General features: G+C 72.2%; 18 protein-coding genes. 11 read left to right on the top strand and 7 right to left on the bottom strand.

What is annotated here, in order from left to right:
* A partial coding sequence (locus ACFQV6_RS35945) for a hypothetical protein (protein ID WP_378032145.1) occupies nucleotides 1-184 on the top strand: 184 nt, incomplete at its 5' end.
* Between the two features lie 103 nt (nucleotides 185-287).
* On the opposite strand, the gene ACFQV6_RS35940 is transcribed toward ACFQV6_RS35945, so the two are convergent.
* Genes ACFQV6_RS35940 through ACFQV6_RS35920 form a run of 5 tightly spaced genes read right to left on the bottom strand, consistent with a single transcriptional unit; the run spans nucleotide 288 to nucleotide 5,328 of the window.
* Nucleotides 288-1,601 (bottom strand): DUF58 domain-containing protein, encoded by a 1,314-nt coding sequence (locus ACFQV6_RS35940; RefSeq protein WP_378032144.1) that lies wholly within the window; start codon nucleotides 1,599-1,601, stop codon nucleotides 288-290.
* A gap of 1 nt (nucleotide 1,602) precedes the next feature.
* Nucleotides 1,603-2,565 (bottom strand): AAA family ATPase, encoded by a 963-nt coding sequence (locus ACFQV6_RS35935; protein ID WP_378032143.1) that lies wholly within the window; start codon nucleotides 2,563-2,565, stop codon nucleotides 1,603-1,605.
* A complete protein-coding gene (locus tag ACFQV6_RS35930; protein ID WP_378032142.1) occupies nucleotides 2,562-3,872 on the bottom strand; it encodes a DUF4350 domain-containing protein in 1,311 nt (436 codons plus the stop codon). Before ACFQV6_RS35930 ends, ACFQV6_RS35935 begins: the two co-directional genes overlap by 4 nt.
* Nucleotides 3,869-4,450 carry a DUF4129 domain-containing protein gene (locus ACFQV6_RS35925; RefSeq protein ID WP_378032141.1) on the bottom strand — a complete coding sequence of 194 codons (582 nt, stop codon included), beginning with the start codon at nucleotides 4,448-4,450 and terminating at the stop codon, nucleotides 3,869-3,871. The genes ACFQV6_RS35930 and ACFQV6_RS35925 overlap by 4 nt, the downstream gene beginning before the upstream one ends.
* Nucleotides 4,447-5,328 (bottom strand): hypothetical protein, encoded by an 882-nt coding sequence (locus ACFQV6_RS35920; RefSeq protein ID WP_378032140.1) that lies wholly within the window; start codon nucleotides 5,326-5,328, stop codon nucleotides 4,447-4,449. The genes ACFQV6_RS35925 and ACFQV6_RS35920 overlap by 4 nt, the downstream gene beginning before the upstream one ends.
* 174 nt (nucleotides 5,329-5,502) lie before the next feature.
* Here ACFQV6_RS35920 and ACFQV6_RS35915 point away from each other — a divergent pair, with 174 nt between their 5' ends.
* Nucleotides 5,503-7,257 carry an FAD-binding dehydrogenase gene (locus ACFQV6_RS35915; protein WP_378032139.1) on the top strand — a complete coding sequence of 585 codons (1,755 nt, stop codon included), beginning with the start codon at nucleotides 5,503-5,505 and terminating at the stop codon, nucleotides 7,255-7,257.
* 555 nt (nucleotides 7,258-7,812) lie between these two features.
* Here the strand turns inward: ACFQV6_RS35915 and ACFQV6_RS35910 are convergent.
* Both ACFQV6_RS35910 and ACFQV6_RS35905 read right to left on the bottom strand, forming a co-directional pair.
* Complete coding sequence (locus ACFQV6_RS35910; RefSeq protein ID WP_378032138.1) at nucleotides 7,813-8,166, bottom strand: STAS domain-containing protein; 354 nt, start codon at nucleotides 8,164-8,166, stop codon at nucleotides 7,813-7,815.
* A complete protein-coding gene (locus tag ACFQV6_RS35905) occupies nucleotides 8,163-8,435 on the bottom strand; it encodes a GlsB/YeaQ/YmgE family stress response membrane protein (RefSeq protein ID WP_378032137.1) in 273 nt (90 codons plus the stop codon). The genes ACFQV6_RS35910 and ACFQV6_RS35905 overlap by 4 nt, the downstream gene beginning before the upstream one ends.
* 165 nt (nucleotides 8,436-8,600) lie before the next feature.
* Between ACFQV6_RS35905 and ACFQV6_RS35900 the strand changes: the two genes are divergently transcribed.
* The 9 genes from ACFQV6_RS35900 (at nucleotide 8,601) to mnhG (ending at nucleotide 17,402) form a co-directional block, all read left to right on the top strand.
* The gene (locus tag ACFQV6_RS35900) at nucleotides 8,601-9,284 is read left to right on the top strand and encodes a response regulator transcription factor (protein ID WP_378032136.1); all 684 of its coding nucleotides are present in this window, start codon (nucleotides 8,601-8,603) and stop codon (nucleotides 9,282-9,284) included.
* Nucleotides 9,281-10,624 carry a sensor histidine kinase gene (locus ACFQV6_RS35895; protein ID WP_378032135.1) on the top strand — a complete coding sequence of 448 codons (1,344 nt, stop codon included), beginning with the start codon at nucleotides 9,281-9,283 and terminating at the stop codon, nucleotides 10,622-10,624. The genes ACFQV6_RS35900 and ACFQV6_RS35895 overlap by 4 nt, the downstream gene beginning before the upstream one ends.
* A gap of 83 nt (nucleotides 10,625-10,707) precedes the next feature.
* Complete coding sequence (locus tag ACFQV6_RS35890) at nucleotides 10,708-11,190, top strand: GerMN domain-containing protein (protein ID WP_378032134.1); 483 nt, start codon at nucleotides 10,708-10,710, stop codon at nucleotides 11,188-11,190.
* A 193-nt stretch (nucleotides 11,191-11,383) separates the two neighbouring features.
* The gene (locus ACFQV6_RS35885) at nucleotides 11,384-14,188 is read left to right on the top strand and encodes a Na+/H+ antiporter subunit A (RefSeq protein ID WP_378032146.1); all 2,805 of its coding nucleotides are present in this window, start codon (nucleotides 11,384-11,386) and stop codon (nucleotides 14,186-14,188) included.
* Entirely contained in the window at nucleotides 14,185-14,604 is a 420-nt protein-coding gene (locus ACFQV6_RS35880) for a Na(+)/H(+) antiporter subunit C (protein ID WP_378032133.1), read from the top strand. Before ACFQV6_RS35885 ends, ACFQV6_RS35880 begins: the two co-directional genes overlap by 4 nt.
* Nucleotides 14,601-16,118 carry a Na+/H+ antiporter subunit D gene (locus ACFQV6_RS35875; protein ID WP_378032132.1) on the top strand — a complete coding sequence of 506 codons (1,518 nt, stop codon included), beginning with the start codon at nucleotides 14,601-14,603 and terminating at the stop codon, nucleotides 16,116-16,118. The genes ACFQV6_RS35880 and ACFQV6_RS35875 overlap by 4 nt, the downstream gene beginning before the upstream one ends.
* Nucleotides 16,115-16,744, top strand: a complete 630-nt coding sequence (locus tag ACFQV6_RS35870; protein WP_378032131.1) for a Na+/H+ antiporter subunit E — start codon at nucleotides 16,115-16,117, stop codon at nucleotides 16,742-16,744. The genes ACFQV6_RS35875 and ACFQV6_RS35870 overlap by 4 nt, the downstream gene beginning before the upstream one ends.
* Nucleotides 16,741-17,004 carry a monovalent cation/H+ antiporter complex subunit F gene (locus ACFQV6_RS35865; RefSeq protein WP_378032130.1) on the top strand — a complete coding sequence of 88 codons (264 nt, stop codon included), beginning with the start codon at nucleotides 16,741-16,743 and terminating at the stop codon, nucleotides 17,002-17,004. The genes ACFQV6_RS35870 and ACFQV6_RS35865 overlap by 4 nt, the downstream gene beginning before the upstream one ends.
* Nucleotides 17,001-17,402 carry a monovalent cation/H(+) antiporter subunit G gene (mnhG, locus tag ACFQV6_RS35860; protein ID WP_378032129.1) on the top strand — a complete coding sequence of 134 codons (402 nt, stop codon included), beginning with the start codon at nucleotides 17,001-17,003 and terminating at the stop codon, nucleotides 17,400-17,402. The genes ACFQV6_RS35865 and mnhG overlap by 4 nt, the downstream gene beginning before the upstream one ends.
* Nucleotides 17,403-17,507 lie beyond the last annotated feature (105 nt).

The raw sequence follows: 17,507 nt of genomic DNA, 5'->3' as shown, positions 1-17,507 counted from the left end.
CCAGCCGACCCACCCAGCTGGCCGCCAGCAGGGTGTTTCCGGCCGCAAGGCACCACTCAGCCCCAGCCGCCCCAACCAGCTGGCCGCCAGCGGGGCGTTTCCGGCCGCGACAGCCCCGCTGGCGGCCAGCCGCCCCAACCGGCTGGCCGCCAGCGGGGTGTTTCTGGCCGCGACAGCCCCCTGACGGCCAGCCGACCCACCCAGCTGGCCGCCAGCGGGGTGTTTCCGGCCGCGAGGCACCGCTCGGCCCCAGCGGGGGGAACCGGCTGGGCGTCAGCGGGGTGGGGTTAGAGGCGGCCGGTGGCTTTGAGGAGGAGGTAGACGTCGGCCACGTGGGAGGCGAAGGACTCCGGGCCGGTGTCGACGACGGTGGCGCCGAAACGGGCCAGCACGTCGCGGATCCGGTCCCGCTCGGTGAGGACGCGCTGGGCAGCAGCCGCCGCGTGCACATCGGCGGCCGTGGCGACCGTGACCTGGGACAGGCGTGACACAGCGGGATCACGAACACCAGCGACGACCACCTTGTGGCGGGCGGCCAGAGCCGGAAGCAGCGGCAGAAGGCCCTCGATCATCGGGGCCGGTTCGAGGGCCGTAAAGATCACCACGAGGGATCGTTTCCGGTCGCGGCGCAGGAGGTCCCGGGCCAGGAGGGAGAAGTCCGTCTCGGCCGGGGACGCCTCCAGGGCAGCCATCGCCTCGATGAGACGGCCCACCTTCGTGCGGTGGCCGCCGCCCTCCACGCGGGTGCGGACCGTGCTGTCCAGGGCGAGCAGGTCCACCCGGTCGTCGGCGCGGGCGGCGAGGACTGCGAGGAGCAGCGCGGCGTCGATGGCGGCGTCCAGGCGGGGTGCGTCGCCGAGGCGTACGGCTGAAGTGCGGCCGGTGTCGAGGACGCAAACGAGGCGCCGGTCGCGTTCGGGGCGCCAGGTACGGACCACGACGTCGTTGTGCCGTGCGCTGGCCCGCCAGTCGATCGAGCGGACGTCGTCGCCGATCACGTACTCGCGCAGCACGTCGAACTCAGTGCCGTGACCGCGGCCGCGGGCCACCACCGAGCCGTCGATCACGCGCATCCGGGCCAGCTTCTCGGGCAGGATGCGGCGGGACGGGAACCGGGGCAGCACCCGCAGCGACCAGGCCGGTGTGATCCGGTCGTTCCACCCGCGGCGCCGCTGCCGGTAGGCCACCCCGAGCGGCCCGTAGGAACGCAGCGTGACCCGCACCGCCGCCCGATCACCGTGCCGCACCGGGGTGAGCGTGGTGGCGACGACGCTCCGTTCCGCCGGTGCCAGCCGCAGGTCGTGCCGGGCGGGTGAGGCACCGGCCGAGGGCACCCAGCTGTCCCGCAGTTGCAGCCGCAACAGCCGGCTCCCGGTGTTGAGCACGGCCAGCGAGACCGTGGCGGTCCCGCCCAGCCACACCGTCCGGTCGCCCTCGCGGTGCAGCGAGATTCGCGCGAGCGCCCCGGCCAGCGCGAAGTCGGCCGCGGCGACAAGTACCGCCAGGACCAGCACGCCGGCGACGCTCAGCCAGGGCGCCGGCAGCAGCGCGGGCAGCGGGATGCCGACGGCCAGGAGGGCGGCGAAGCGCCGGGTGACCATGTCAGCGTGGGGCCGGGACAGTGGCGAGGACACCGGCCAGGGTGGCCTCCACGGTGACACCGTCGAGTTCGGCGTCGGCGCGCAGGCGGACCCGGTGGCGCAGCACCGGTACGGCGTACGCCTTCACATCATCCGGAACGACGTACTCCCGCCCGTTCAGCCACGCGTACGCCTTCGACACCGCCAGCAGAGCGGTGGCCCCCCGCGGCGACGCGCCCAGTTCCAGCGCCGGCGTCACCCGGGTGGCCCGGCACAGGTCCACGATGTACGCCAGCACCGGCTCCGCCACACCCACCCGCTGCACCGCCGCCCGCCCGGCCGCCAGCTCCGCGGGCCCCGCCACCGGCGTCACCCCGGCCGCTTTCAGGTCCCGCGGGTCGAACCCGTGATGGTGCGCCCGCAGCACGTTCAGCTCGTCCTCCCGCTCCGGCAGCGGCACCGACAGCTTCAGCAGGAACCGGTCGAGCTGCGCCTCCGGCAGCGGGTAGGTTCCCTCGTACTCGATGGGGTTCTGCGTCGCGGCGACCAGGAAGGGCTGCGGCAGCGGCCGGGGTGTCCCGTCCACACTGACCTGGCGTTCCTCCATGGCCTCGAGCAGCGCCGCCTGGGTCTTCGGCGGGGTCCGGTTGATCTCGTCGGCGAGCATGAGGTTGGTGAAGACCGGCCCGGCCCGGAAGTTGAACGCGGCGGTCCGCGCGTCGTAGACGAGCGACCCGGTGACGTCGCCGGGCATCAGGTCGGGGGTGAACTGGACCCGTTTGGTGTCGAGGCTCAGCGCTGCCGCCACGGCCCGGACCATCAGGGTCTTCGCCACCCCGGGTACGCCTTCGAGGAGCACGTGCCCTCCGCAGAGCAGGGCCACCACCACACCGCCGACGACCGCGTCCTGCCCGACGACGGCCTTGCCGACCTCGGTACGCAGGCGGCTCAGCGCGAGGCGGGCCTGTTCGGATTCGGGCGTCACGGTGTCTCTCCTTCGAAGGGGCTGCGGGTGATGTCGTGTTCGAGGTCCCGCAGGAACCGGGCGGCGGTCACCAGGTCCTCGTCGGACTCGGGCGGGTCGCCCTCGAGGACGGCGCGGACGTATTCGGCGGGCATGCCGGCGGAGGCGGCGATCCGCTCGGCGGTGGCGTCGGCGGGCAGGCCGAGGTGCTCGGTGATCCGGTGGCGGGCGGCGTCGCGGAGGATCTCCAGCGACTGGCCGCGGGCCCGGGCGCGGGCGTAGAGGCGCCCGTGGCCGAGCATCGTCTCGTGGGCCGGCACCCGCGACGGCAGCGGTTCGGTGACCGGGGTGCCGAGCCGCCGCGCGGCCGCCACGGCGAACGCGATCGCCACCAGCAGGACCAGCAGGACGGTCGCCCAGAAAGGGGCGGGGAACGCCTGGGCGAGCGCGCTGTCCTGCAAGGACTCGCCCTGCCCTGAGGAGCCGGACGATCCGGACGGATCGGAGCCCTCGTTCGGAATCGGCCGGCCCGGCTCACCGGGTTGCCCGGGATCGCCGGGCTCCCCGTTCTCGTCGGGAAAGTAGTTGTCGGCAGAGGGATCGGGCTCGGCGGAGAACTCCGGCTCGGGAGTGAAGGTCGGCTCCGGTGGCGGCCGCTCACGTTCGTGCAGGTCGAGCCAGATCACCCGCGGGTCCTGGCTCAGCAGCCCCACCGCCAGGGCCGCGTTGTCGTGCTCCCCGATCCGGTCGTTGCGGAACGGATCGGCCGCCCCGGCGAGCGTCACGTCGTAGCCGTCCCGGTCGAACCGCAGCACCCCGCCGTCGTAACAGAGCGTCCCGGACTCGGTCGCATACTGGCGGCGCAGCACAGCCGCGCGCCCTTCGGCGCCGGCAACCGGTCCGGCGCAGGCGGGGTCGGTGGCCGCCGCAGCCCATCGGGTACGCCGGACGCTGCCCGGCCACCCGCGAGCCTCGAGAATGTCACCGTCCGGTGCGACCAGCACGAGCCGCGTCCCCGGCGGTACGGAGGTGCTGCTCGTCAGCGTGCTGAGGTACGCGTACGACGGCGCCGGGACGAAGACAGTGGCCGGCGTCCCGTCCAGCGCGGCGAGAACAGCCTCGGTGCTGGTACGCCGGTCCACCTCGACCCCCCGCTGCGCCAGCATCGCCGCGAGCGACGAGGACCCGATGTCCGCACTGCTGACCGGCGACAGATAGGCGGGATCGCCGAGGTCGGGCTGTTCGACAGCGTGCACGACCAGCGTCCCGCCCACCAGCGCGAGCAGCACGAGGAAGGGCAGGACAACCCGCATCCGGCGCGTCTTCACCGGCCGCCCCCGGAAAACGCGCCCAGGGCGGCCCGCACGTCACCGGTCAACCGCCGCATCCGCTCGTCCTCGTCCGCCCGCGCGTCGAGCCGCCCGTACCAGACCTGCGAGAACAACTCGGTGGCCCCGCCCAGAGCCGGCCCGAGCGGCGGCCGGTTGGCGGCGGCCAGCGCGCTGAGCTCAGCGGCCGTCCAGCCGGGCTCAGGCTGGATCACCCCGGCCCGGGTCAGATCGGAAACGGTCTCCCGCAGCCGCTCCCGGATCGCCTCCGCGTACCGCCCCTGCGCCGCCAGCCGGTCCGCCAGCGACACGGTCCGGGCACCAGCATCCGGCGTGATCTCCACCGTAGGCGACTCAGCCACGATCACCGGTTTGGCACGGCGCCGGAAGCGAGAAAGCCGCAAGCGCGGCAGACGCAAGCGCGGCCGACGGAAACGGGGCAGCCGGAAACGAAGCCAGGCCGGGTACGTGTACCAGAGCACCGCCGTCAGCACCGTCACCCCGAACAGCAACAGCAGCATGAGCGGTGGCGGCACCACGTCCAGCACCGACGCCACCAGCTCGTCGTAGCCTCTCACCGGGGCGCCACCAGCACGGCCGCGTCGTCCTCGCCCCGGCTGCGGCTGCGGTTTATCGCGATGTCGAGTCCTTCGGTGCGGATCCGGGTCTCCACCAGCAACACCGCGTCGAGGCAGGCGAGGGCGGTGTAGGCGACGGTGTTCGCCAGCCCCCAGGCTACCGGCACCGCCCAGGCCACCCAGCCGCCGCTGACCACGCTGGTGAACGTGGTGGCCACGGCGATCCAGCCGGCACCGAGCGCGAACCGGATCGCGAACCACACCAGGTATCCGAGCAGCCGGATCCAGAAGCCGCGCCCGCCGTCGCGGGAGGAGAGCGCGGCGGAGCGGGCCAGCGCACGGAACGGGTTGCCGATCCGGTCGAGCGTGAGCAGCGGGGTGGCCAGGCCCCACAATCCGTACAGGACGAGCCACGGCGCGAACCCGAAGAGGGCGGCGGGCCAGGCGAGCAGGCCCAGGATCACTGCGACAACCAGGACAGGCACAGGACGCGTACGCCTCCAGAGCACGCCGCTCGGAACCTGCCTGCCGAGCAGCGCCGGGCCGACGGCCGCACCCGCGTACGCACCGAGCAGCGCGATGATGACCGTCTCCGCGGTGACGCCGGTCGCCACGATCAGCCACCACGGGCCGATGTTGTCGTCCCAGCTCGGCAGATAGGCCGGTGCACTGAGCCCGGCCCGCTCCCGCAGAACGGCGAGCAGCGCCTGCTCCCCCGCCGCCAGGATCGCGGCGAACCCGAGCAGCGGCAGCGCCCGCTCCCGCAACAGTGACGCAGCGGCGTCGAGCACCTCACCGGCGGTCATCGCCCGCAACGGAAGCGCGGGTGGGAGGGCGGGCGGGGTCCGAACCCCGTCGCCACCCGTGCCTCCCCGCATTCCGGCGATCCTAAGTGATCAACTCCCGCCGCGGGGTCCGGGTGCACCCGGACGGGGGTGCACGCCGGTGCACAACCGCCGGGTCCGACGTTGTCGGTGAGCGACTATCGCCGCCGGGGATCGTCCTGCTTCGATCGATCGACGCGAAAAGCTCTCACGTGCCCGGGAGGCACCATGAACCGTCGTCAGGTGCTCGGCGCGGCCGGCGGTGCCGCCGCGGCAGCCGCATTCACGGATACGACAGCGGCGTTCGGCGCGGCCGCCGCCGATGACGCCGACGCCATCGTGGTCGGCGGCGGGCTGGCCGGCCTGGTCGCCACCGCGGAACTCGTCGCCGCCGGCCGCAAGGTGCTGCTGCTCGACCAGGAACCCGAGGCCAGCCTCGGCGGGCAGGCGTTCTGGTCGTTCGGCGGGCTGTTCCTCGTCGACTCCGCCGAGCAGCGGCTGATGGGCGTCAAGGACTCGTACGAGCTGGCGTGGCAGGACTGGCTCGGCACGGCGGGTTTCGACAGGGGTGTGGACAGTCCGGGTGGTCAGGATTATTGGGCGTACAAGTGGGCCCAGGCCTATGTGCAGTTCGCCGCCGGCGAGAAACGCTCCTGGCTGGCCGGGCTGGGCGTGCAGTGGTTCCCGATCGTCGGCTGGGCCGAGCGCGGCGGCGGACTGGCCGACGGGCACGGCAACTCGGTGCCGCGTTTCCACGTGACCTGGGGAACCGGCCCGGCCGTGATGGAACCGTTCGAGAAGAAGGTGCGCGCCGCGGCGGCCGCCGGGAAAGTGGTGTTCAAATTCCGGCACCAGGTCGACGACATCGTCCGGACCGGTGGTGCCGTTTCCGGCGTACGCGGAAAGGTCCTCGAACCGAGCAGCGCGGCGCGCGGAACCCCCAGTAGTCGCACGGCCGTCGCGGATTTCGAGCTGCGCGCCCCGGTCGTGATCGTCACGTCCGGCGGCATCGGCGCCAACCACGACCTGATCCGCCGCAACTGGCCGGCCCGGCTCGGCACCGCACCCCGGACGATGATCACCGGTGTGCCCGCGCACGTCGACGGCCGGATGCTGGCGATCACCGAACGCGCCGGCGGCCGGATCGTCAACCCGGACCGGATGTGGCACTACACCGAGGGCCTGCGCAACTACGCGCCGATCTGGCCCGGCCACGGCATCCGCATCCTGCCCGGCCCGTCGTCGCTGTGGCTCGACGCCACCGGCAAGCGGTTCCGGCCGCCGGACATGCCCGGCTACGACACCCTGCACACGCTCGGCTCGATCACCGCGACCGGATACGACTACTCCTGGTTCGTGGCCACCCAGGAGATCGTCGACAAGGAGTTCGCGCTCTCCGGCTCCGAACAGAACCCGGACCTGACCAACAAGAACGTCTGGCAACTGCTCAGCCGGATCTGGCAGACCCCCGAGCCGATCCAGCGCTTCCAGAAGTACGGCGCGGACTTCGTCATCGCCAACACGGTCCCCGAACTGGTCGCCGGGATGAACCGGGTGGCCGGCAACACCCTGCTCGACCCGGCGGCGGTCAAACGGCAGATCGACGCCCGGGACCGGGAGATGGACAACAACTACAGCAAGGACGCGCAGGTGATGGGCATCCGCAACGCCCTGAGCTACGTCGGAGACCAGCTGAGCCGCACCGCCGGCGCCCACAAGCTCCTCGACTCCTCGAAGGGCCCGCTGGTCGCCGCCAAACTGAACATCCTCACCCGCAAGACGCTCGGCGGCCTCCAGACCGACCTCCAGGGCCGCGTCCTGGACGCCTCCGGCGCGCCGATCCCCGGCCTCTACGCGGCGGGCGAGGTGGCCGGCTTCGGCGGCGGCGGCATCCACGGCTACCGCTCCCTCGAGGGCACCTTCCTCGGCGGCTGCCTCTTCTCCGGCCGCCAAGCAGGCCGCGCCGCAGCCGCCACCACCTGACCCCCACCCCCCGAACACAGCCGCGCACGGTAGGAGCCACCACAAACACAGCCACGCACGGTGCGAGCCGCTGCCAACACGGGCGCGCACGGTGCGAGCGTGGAGGCGGCGGCAGGCGGCGGCTGGGGTTGCGGGCGCACACGTTGAGGTTGCGTGCGAGCGTGGACGGCCTATGACATGGGTGGACGCGCACGGTCGGGTTGTGTGTGCGCTCGTTGCTGCGAAATCGGCTGCGGGATCGAAAGCTGTGAGATTGACCCGGCAGCTCAGACCGGCGGGCGCGGCAAAGGCGTGAGTGAGCAGTTGATCGCGTGGACAGTCGAGAGCTTTGCGTCGGGCGTACGAGAAAAGCTTGAAGAGCAACTGAAGCACCTGCATCTCAAACATCAGGCGGCTGCGAACAGGTGGGTATCTGCGAAAGAGATGGGCCGGGTCGTCGCGGGGGCGTGCGGCGACCCGGCCCGGATCGGCCGGCCGGCCGGGGTGGGTTCGGACCGGGCGGCGGCCGATGGTGCCGGCCGGGACCCGAGGTGCGGCGGGGCCCGGCCGGCGGGCTCAACCGGCCGGGTGAGGGCGGCCGGTGAGCGTGTCCTCGAGGATCGGGAAGACGCCGTCGAGGTGCATGGTGTGCAGGACAGTCAGGACGAAGCGGGACGGTGCCGCCAGCGAGAGCATGCCGCCGTGCTGGCGGGCCTCGCGGTGGGCGCGGACCAGCAGGGACAGGCCGCCGGGTTCGATGGTGTGCACGGCACGCATGTCGACGACGACGTGACGGCCGGCCGCGGCGGCGGACATCAGGGCCGGGCGCAGCATGTCGGCGACGTCGTCGCGCAGGTCGGCGAGGGGTTCGACGACTGTCATGCCGACGTCGTCGTGTTCGCGCAGTGAGAAGTACGAGTCGACGGTCATCCCAGCTCCCTCGTGCGCCGGGCGGTGACGGCGACCAGGCCGACCGCGGCTCCCGCGAACAACACCTGTAGCAGTACGTCCACCATGGTCGGGCCGGGCCGGCCGGGGTTCGCCAGGAGTGCCACGATCGTCGCGAGCAGGGCCGCGCCGACGCCGACGGCGAGGAACAGCCAGAGTGGCACGTCCCGGCGCCGGGCGGCCAGCAGCTGCCCGGCCAGGCCGACGACGAGGCCGACAACGACCCCGGCGGCGAGTGTGCCCGCAGTCATCTACGCATCTCCAAAAACGACGGCCGCATGAAAGCGACCGGTGAACGGGACCATTGAGCGGTGGTGAGGACAGCGTGGCCGCGGAGGTCGGCGAACCCGGCCCGGCCGCATGACAGTTCCGTGACAAAGTCGTCGCCGGCGGTCCCGCGCGTCAGACTTCCCGATATGACCGCCGTGCTGCTGATCGAGGACGACGACCGGATCCGCCTTTCCCTGACGATGGCCCTGGAGGACGAGGGATACACCGCATACGCCGTCGCCACCGCGGAGGAGGGCCTCGCCGAGCAGCGCCGCCTGCGCACCGACACCGTGCTGGTGGACCTGATGCTGCCCGGGATGGACGGTTACGAGTGCATCCGGCAGCTGCGCCGTGACGACGAGGTGCCGATCATCGTGGTGAGCGCGCGCGACGACACGCATGACATCGTCGCCGCGCTGGAGGCGGGCGCCGACGACTACGTTGTCAAGCCGATCGCGGTCAAGGAGCTGGCGGCCCGGCTGCGGGCCCTGCGGCGCCGGGCCCGCGCGACCACGGCCGCGGCGCCGGCGATCTCGGTGCTGACGTTCGGCGATCTGGAGGTCCGGCCGGAGGCGGGAGAGGTACGGGTGAACGGCAACCCGGTGTCCGTCACGCGCACCGAGTTCCGGCTGCTGTGCGAGCTGGCCGAGCACGCCGGGCAGGTGCTCTCCCGTCAGCAGCTGCTGCAGCGGGTGTGGGGTTACGAGATCGGCGACGAGCGGGTGGTCGACGTGCACGTGGGCCGTCTCCGGCACAAGATCGAGAAGGACAACAGCCACCCGGAGTACCTGGTGACGGTCCGCGGCCTGGGTTACAAACTGCAGGGGTGAGACCGATCGGCCTGCGTGCCCGGGTGAGCGCCGCCTTCGCTGTCGGCGCCCTGTTGCTGTCCGCGCTGGTCAGCCTCGTGTCGTACGAGTTGATCCGCACCACCCTGTTCGTCGAGCGGGAACGGACAGCGGTCCGCACCGCCTACTTCGACGCGGCGGTGGTCAACACGAGCATGGCGGCACCCGAGTCGCTGCGGTCCCTGGACACCGGCGCGGAGCGCTACGTCCTGTTGCACGTCGACGGCCAGTGGTACTCGCGGACCGCCGAGCCGGGCGCCGGGTCGGCGGTGCCGGCCGGGCTTCAGGAGCTGACCGCCACCGGTGAGGCCGGTGCGCAGCGGATCCGGCGGGACGGCGAACCCGCCCTGGTGGTGGGTATCCCGCTGACCGGTTCGGCCACGCTCTACGAGGTTGTCTCGTTGCGCGAGCTCGACCGTACGCTGCAACTGCTCGCCCTGGTCCTCGCCGCCGTCGCCATCATGGTCGCGGCCGGCGGTGCCGCCCTCGGCTGGTACGTGACCCGCCACGCCCTGCGCCCCCTCGCCAGGGTGGCCGGCGCCGCCCGCGGTGTCGCCGCCGGTGACCTGAGCACCCGCCTCGACCCGGACACCGAACCCGACCTGGCACCGCTCTCGCACGCGTTCAACAACATGGCCGACCAGCTGGCCGGCCGCCTGGAGCGGGACCGCCGGTTCGCCGCAGACGTCAGCCACGAGCTGCGGTCACCGTTGCAGACCCTGGAGGCCGCGGTGAGCGTGATCGAACGGCGCCGCGACGGCCTGGACGAGCGGTCCGCCTCGGCGGTCACCCTGATCGCGGCGGAGGTGGCCCGCTTCCGCAGCCTGGTCGAGGACCTTCTCGAGCTGGCCCGCAGCGACCAGCCAATCGTCCGGGAGCTGGTGCGGGCGGCGGAGCTGGCACGCGCGGTCTGCCGGTCGCGGAACCTGCCGGACACCCTCGTCGAGGTGCTGCCCGGCACGCCGGACGAGTGGTTCGTCGATCGGCGGCGCGTCGAGCAGACCCTCGGCAACCTGCTGGACAACGCGATCCGTTACGGCGGCGGTCCGGTCGCGGTGCGCCTGAGCACGCCGGACAATGTGCACGTGCTGGAGGTCGACGACGAGGGGCCGGGCGTCGCCGAGCAGGACCGGACGACGATTTTCGCCCGCTTCGTGCGGGGTCCGGCGGCCGGGTCGCGGGGCGCGGGCGACGGGACCGGGCTGGGGCTGGCCATCGTGGCGGAGCACGCCGCGGCCCATGAGGGGCGGGCCGAAGTGCGGGAGAGGCCGGGCGGTGGGGCGCGCTTCCGGGTGGAGCTTCCGGGTGGCGGTGGGCTGTGATCGTACGCAAAAAAGCTCTTGCCCTAGCCCTGGTGGCCTGTCTTTCGGGGTGTGGGGTGCCGGCTCAGAGCGAGGCGCACCCGGTGGAACTGCCCCGCGCGCCGCTGAACGACCGGCCGACGGCCCCGCCCACCGCTGGACCGGCCGGTGAGGTCGCTGAGGTGTTGTGCCTGGTCCGTGACGGTGGCCTGGCCCAGACGGTGCGGCGCGTCGGTGGCGTGCCCACCCGGCAGCAACAGCTCGACGACCTGGTGGCCGGGCCGACGCTGGCGGAACAGAACATCGGGCTCTCCTCGGCGCTGACCGGGCTGTCGCTGGCCGTACGGGTACCGATCGGCGTGGACGACGTCACTGTCGAGGTGACCGAGGCCGACGACGGCACCGCCCGCAACGACGAGGTGCTCGGTTACGCGCAGATCGTCTGCACGCTGACCGCTCGCTCGGATGTCAGCTCGGTGGCCTTCACGCGTGACGGCGAACCGCTGCGGGTGCCGCGGGGCGACGGTTCGCTCACCGAGGGACCGTTGCGCGGCTGGGACTACCGCACCCTGATCCAGCCCGCCTGACCGGGCTTTGTCACGAGTCTGTCGTCTTTCCGGGGAGTAACCGCCACGCCTCCCGGCAACCGTTGACCCCTCACGACGCATGCCCGCAGGGGGCCGGCGCGGACGGGGGTCGGTAGCGGATGGATGTACGGCGGACGCTCACCGCGGTGGTGCTGGATCCGCGGTGTGCCGCCCGCCGGATCGGGCCCTGATCGTGCTGGTTCTGCTGCTCCTGCACGCGGCGGCCGCGATCGCCGCGGTTCCCCTGGTCCGCGCCCTCGGCAACCGGGCCCTCTACCTGCTCGCGCTGGTTCCGGCGTCCGCCGCCGGGTGGGCCGCCGCCACCACCGGGCAGGTACGCACGGAGACCTACCCGTGGGTGCCGCACCTGGACGTCTCCCTGGCGCTGCGCACCGGCCCGCTGTCCTGGCTGATGCTGCTGATCGTCGGCGGCATCGGTGCGATCGTCCTGGTCTACTGCGTGCACTACTTCCCGCCACGCGATCCGGACCTGGGCCGGTTCGCCGCGGTGTTCCTCAGCTTCGCCGGTGCCATGACGGGCCTTGTCGTCGCCGACGACCTGATCGTGCTCTACGTGCTGTGGGAGCTGACCACGGTCTTCTCGTACCTGCTGATCGGGCACAAGCCGGAGCTCGCGGCGTCCCGGCGGGCGGCCATGCAGGCCCTGGTCGTGACGACGGCGGGCGGCCTGGCGATGCTGGCCGGGTTCGTGATGCTCGGGCAGCACGCCGGCACCTACCGCTGGTCGCAGATCGCCGCCGGTCCGCTGCCGGACAGCGGCTATCTGGCCACCGCGGCGGTGCTGATCCTGGCCGGGGCGCTGTCCAAGTCGGCGATCTTCCCGTTCAGCTTCTGGCTGCCCGCGGCGATGGCGGCGCCGACCCCGGCCTCGGCCTACCTGCACGCGGCGTCGATGGTGAAGGCCGGCGTGTTCCTGATCGGCCTGCTCGGGCCTGCCTTCGCGCACATCGGGCCGTGGCGGCCGGTCACCGTGGCCGCCGGGGTGGTGACCGTGCTGCTCGGCGGGTGGGCGGCGATGCGGCAGACCGATCTGAAGCTGGTGCTCGCGTACGGGACGGTCAGCCAGCTCGGCCTGCTCACCGTGGCGTTCGGCGCTGGCACCCGGACCGGGGCACTGGCCGGTACCGCGCTGCTGCTCGCGCACGCCCTGTTCAAGGCGGCGCTGTTCCTGGTCGTCGGGATCATCGACCGCAGCACCGGCACCCGGGATCTGCGGCAGCTCAGCGACCTGCGCCGGCGGATGCCGGGACTCGCTGTCATCGCGGCGCTCGCCGTGGCGTCGATGGCGGGTGTTCCACCGCTGGCCGGGTTCGTCGGTAAGGAGGCGTTGTTCGCGACGTTCGAGCAGGGCGGGACCGCGGACCGGGTGGTGCTGCTCGCGCTGGTTGCCGGGTCGGGCCTGACTGTCGCGTACGGGCTGCGCTTCCTCTGGGGAGCCTTCGCATCCAAGGACGGGGTGGAGGAGACCGTCCCGGCGCCCGTGGGCCGGGGTTTCGCGGCGCCGGCCGGGGTGCTCGCGGTTGCCGGGGCCGCGGCCGGAATCTGCTCGCCGTGGATCGGTGGAGTGCTCCGCCCGTACGCCGAAGCCTTTGCCGGAAAGCCCTATGAACTGGGCCTGTGGCACGGAGTCGGGCTCCCGCTGGTGTTGTCCGCCGCGGTCTACGCGATCGGCCTGGTGATCTTTTTCGGTCCCGCGCGCCGCGATGTCTGGCCGCAGCAGCGGCTGCCCGCGGCGGACGGCGTCTATCGGCGGGTGATGTCCGGCCTGGACCGGGCGGCGGTCGAGGTGACCGGTGCGACCCAGCGCGGCTCCCTGCCGTTCTCGCTCGGCGCGATCCTCGTGGTGCTCGTCGTGATCGGAACCGCGACCCTCGCGCTGGGTGGTCCGTGGCAGCTCGGTGTGCGCCTGTGGGACACGCCGCTGCAGCTCGTGGCCGGCGCCGTGGTGATCGCGACGGCGCTGATGGCCGCCCGGATCCGGCGGCGGCTGACCGCGATGATCCTGGTCGGGGTCTGCGGGTACGGCGTCGCGGTGCTGTTCGTGCTGCACGGCGCGCCGGACCTGGCGCTGACCCAGTTCCTGGTGGAGACCGCGACGATCGTCATGTTCGTGCTGGTGCTGCGGCGGTTGCCGGTCCGGTTCTCGGCGCGGCCGCTGCTGGCCAGCCGCATGATCCGCAACGTGCTGGCGGCGGCGGTCGGCCTGGTCACCGCGGGCATGGCCTATGTGGCGGTCAGCGGGCGGCACGCGGTTCCGATCTCCGTCGACTTCCCGGCGCTGGCCGTCTCCTACGGCGGCGGGACGAACATCGTGAACGTGGCCCTCGTCGACATCCGGGCGTGGGACACGATGGGTGAGATCTCGGTGCTGGTGGTGGCGGCGACCGGGGTGGCCAGTCTGATCTTCCGGCGTACCGGTGCGCTGACCCGCCGCCGCGAGGAGCAGGGGCTGACCCCGGCGGACACCGGTGGCGCCTGGCTGCGGGCCGGTGACACGCCCGAGGCCCGCCGGCAGTCGATCATCCTCCAGGTGGTGGCGCGGCTGCTGTTCCACACCATGGTGCTGTTCTCGGTCTACCTGCTGTTCTCCGGGCACAACGCGCCGGGCGGCGGGTTCGCCGGCGGCCTGGTGGCGGGCCTGGCGCTGACCACCCGGTACCTGGCCGGCGGCAAGCCGGAGCTGAACGCGGCCGCTCCGGTGGACGCGGGGCTGGTGCTCGGCTCGGGGCTGCTCACCGCGGTGGGCTCCGGCATCGCGGCGATGGTCGCCGGGGGCCAGGTGCTGCAGAGTGCCCTGGTCGACGTGCACGTTCCGGTGCTCGGGCACATCCACTTCGCCACGTCCGTGGTGTTCGACGTGGGGGTCTATCTGATCGTTGTCGGACTCGTCCTGGAGATCCTGCGCAGTCTGGGTGCCGAGCTGGACCGGCGGCACGACCCCGCTCCCGCTCCCGCTCGTTTGAAGGAGCCGGTATGACGCCCAATCTGGTCTACGTCGTCGTGATCGGGGTGCTGTTCGCCGCGGGTGTCTCGATGGTGCTGGAACGCAGCCTGACCCGCGTGCTGATGGGCATGATCCTGCTCGGCAACGGCGTCAACCTGCTGATCCTGCTCGGCGGGCAGGCCGGTGCCCCGCCGATCGTGGGTGGCGCCTCTTCGCTTGTCGGCGGCGCCTCTGAGGATGCGATGGCCGATCCGCTTCCCCAGATCATGGTCCTGACCGCGATCGTGATCACCCTCGGGATGACCGCGTTCCTGCTCGCCCTGGCCTACCGCAGCTGGGCGATGGCCGGGCACGACGAGGTGCAGGACGACGTGGAGGACCGCCGGATCATGCTGCTCGCCGAGCGCGACGAGGGCTCCGGCACCGATGACACCGAGGAGCCGTCATGACGTGGCTGGTACCCCTGCCCGTGGTGATGCCGCTGCTCGGCGCCGCCCTGACGCTGATGATGGCGGGACGGCCGCGCGCCCAGCGGACGGTCAGCCTCACCGCGCTGTCCGCGACCCTGCTCGTCTCCATCGCCCTGCTGGTCATCACCACCACCGACGGCCCGCTGGTCGTCGCGGTCGGCGGCTGGGTCGCCCCGCTCGGCATCGTGCTGGTCGCCGACGAGCTGGCCGCGCTGATGCTCGTCGTCTCCGCGGCGGTGACCGTGTGCGTGCTGGTCTACTCGATCGGCCAGGGCATGGCCGACGGGCACGAGGAGACGCCGCTGTCGGTCTACCACCCGACCTACCTGGTGCTCACCGCCGGAGTCACCAACGCGTTCCTCGCCGGTGACCTGTTCAACCTCTACGTGGGGTTCGAGATCCTGCTCGTGGCCAGCTACGTGCTGCTCACGCTCGGCGGCACCGAGAACCGCATCCGGGCAGGCACCACGTACGTCGTGGTCAGCCTGCTCTCCTCGGTGATCTTCCTGACCGCGATCGGGCTGATCTACGCGGCCACCGGCACGCTCAACCTGGCACAGCTCGCGCAGCGGCTCGACGACCTGCCGGACGGGCTGCGGCTGATCCTGCAGGGCATGCTGCTGCTCGCGTTCGGCATCAAGGCGGCGGTGTTCCCGCTGTCGTCGTGGCTGCCGGACAGCTACCCGACCGCTCCCGCACCAGTCACGGCCGTGTTCGCCGGGCTGCTCACCAAGGTGGGTGTGTACGCGATCATCCGTACCGAAACCCTGCTCTTCCCCGGCGGGCGCGCCACGGTGGTCCTGCTGATCGCCGCCCTGCTGACGATGGTCGTCGGCATCCTCGGCGCGGTCGCCCAGTCCGACATCAAACGACTGCTGTCCTTCACGCTGATCAGCCACATCGGATACCTGCTGTTCGGCGTCGGTCTCACCAGCCGGCTCGGGCTGTCCAGCGCGATCTTCTACGTGGTGCACCACATCACCGTGCAGACCACGCTGTTCCTCGCCGCCGGCCTCATCGAGAAACGCGGCGGCAGCACGGCCCTCGACCGGCTCGGCGGCCTGGCCCGGCTCAACCCGGTCCTCGCCCTCGCGTTCCTGATACCCGCCCTCAACCTGGCCGGCATCCCGCCGTTCTCCGGCTTCATCGGCAAACTCGGCCTGATCGAGGCGGGTGCCGCCGACGGCGGGCCACTCGCCTGGCTGCTTGTCGCCGGGGGCATTCTGACCAGCCTGCTCACCCTGTACGCGATCGCCCGGGTGTGGAACCTCGCGTTCTGGCGCAGTCCGCACCCGGCCATGCCGTCACCGGAGGCCGGGCGCTGCCCGCCGCTGATGGTGCTGCCGACGCTGGCGCTGGTCACGCTGGGGGTGGGGCTCACGGTGGTTGCGGGGCCGCTGTTCGAGATCGGTGACCAGGCCGCGGGGGAACTGCTCAACCGTGAGGGGTACGGCAATGCGGTTTTCGGTTCCGCATCGGGAGACGTCCCGTGATCGCCGGGCGGTGGCGTGATCGGTGCGTGGCGGCTGTCGCGCTGACCGTGATCTGGATGCTGCTCTGGGGGTCGTTCACGCCCCTGACCCTGCTCGGCGGCGCGCTGATCGCGGTGATCGTGCTCGCGGTCTTCCCGTTGCCGCCGGTCACCTATGCGGGCCGCGTCCATCCCCTGGGCGTGCTCCGCTTCACCGTACGGTTCACGGCCGACCTGGTCGTGGCCAGCGCCCAGGTCGCCGCGCTCGCGTTCCGGTTCGGACGGGTACCGCGCAGCGCCGTGATCGCGGTGTCGCTGCGGGTGCCGTCCGACCTCGGCCTGACGCTGACCGCCGAGGCGCTGTCGCTGGTGCCCGGCAGCCTGATCGCCGAGGTGGACCGTGAGCGTGGCGTGTTGTACGTGCACGTTCTGAACGTGACCGGGCCGGAGGATGCCGAGCGGGTACGGCGGGAGGTGCTGGCTCTGGAGCAGCGGATCGTCGACGCTTTCGGGTCACCCTCGGAGCGGCGCATCTGCGCGGCCGCCGCGGCTGCTCCCGATCCCGCTACCGCCGGGTCTTTTCCCGCCGCTCCTTCGCCCGGGTCCTCGCCCACCGCTCCCAAGATCATCGAGGAGGTCGCTCCGTGACGGTCATCGCGGTGCTGGTCACCGTCCTGCTCACGGCGGGCGCAGTGCTCGCCCTGATCCGCCTGGTCCGCGGCCCGTCCGTGCTGGACCGGATCGTAGCCACCGACGTGCTGCTCGCCATCGTGATGGTCGCGATCGCCGCCGAGGCCGCCTTCTCCCGCGACGCCACCGCCCTGCCGATCCTGGTCGTCCTCTCCGTACTCGGCTTCATCGGCTCGGTCAGCGTCGCCCGCTTCGCCACCCGGAAGCCGCCCCGATGAACCTCGCCGCCGACATCCTCGCCGTCATTCTCCTGATCCTCGGCGCCGTACTGAGCCTCGCCGCCGGCGTGGCCCTGGTCCGCTTCCCGGACCTGATGTCCCGCATGCACGCCGCCGCGAAACCCCAGGTGCTCGGCCTCCTGCTGGTCCTGGGCGCCTGCGCCCTGCGACTGCGCGACCACGCCGGGGTGCTCGTACTGGTCGCAGTCCTGCAGATGGCGACGGCCCCGGTCGCCGCCCACATGGTCGGCCGGGCGGGCTACCGCGCCGGCCACGTACGCCGAGACCTCCTGGTCACCGACGAACTAGCCGACGCCCCACCCCCAAGCCCGCTGATGCCGCTCCCTGCGGCCGAAACGCACCGCTCACGCCCAGCCCGTCCGCCCGGCTGGCACTGAGCGGCGCCCCCGCGCCCGAAACACCCCACTCACGCCCAGCCCGTCCGCCCGGCTGGCACTGAGCGGCGCCCCCGCGCCCGAAACACCCCACTCACGCCCAGCCCG

The organism is Actinoplanes sp. GCM10030250, from assembly GCF_042666575.1.
Taxonomy (GTDB): domain Bacteria; phylum Actinomycetota; class Actinomycetes; order Mycobacteriales; family Micromonosporaceae; genus Actinoplanes.
Note: the sequence above shows the minus strand (reverse complement) of the source record. Positions and strands in the feature narration are given on the sequence as shown.